Annotated in this window: 1 protein-coding gene; it reads right to left on the bottom strand. The window is 58.7% G+C overall.

Annotation, left to right across the window (positions count from 1 at the left end; genetic code table 11):
• Window positions 1–329 (bottom strand): OB-fold nucleic acid binding domain-containing protein (locus tag CYR32_RS21330; RefSeq protein WP_241523878.1); only part of this gene is annotated, 329 nt, incomplete at both ends.

Raw genomic sequence — 329 nt, forward strand, 5'->3', positions numbered from 1 at the left:
ACACGGGCAACGGCACCAATCAGGTTGGTACGCGGGCGCAGGTGCGCCACTTCCCGCAGGTATTCGATGCTGTGGCGTTTGGCCGCCATCGGGTAGGTGTCCGGATCGTCCACCCAGCCCACCACGTTCACTGCCGTGGCCTGCAATTCAAAGCTCTGGCCTTCACCCGGTGACGCCACCACGGTGCCGGTGATTTCCACAGAGCACCCTGTCGTCAGGCGTAGCACATCAGCCTGGTAATTGGACAGAGAATTATTTACGACGGCCTGTAATGGATTAAAGCAGGAGCCGTCATAAACGGCGAGGAAGGAGATGCCGGCTTTAGAATC

The organism is Chimaeribacter coloradensis (genome assembly GCF_002858715.1).
GTDB classification, from domain to species: Bacteria; Pseudomonadota; Gammaproteobacteria; order Enterobacterales; family Enterobacteriaceae; genus Chimaeribacter; species Chimaeribacter coloradensis.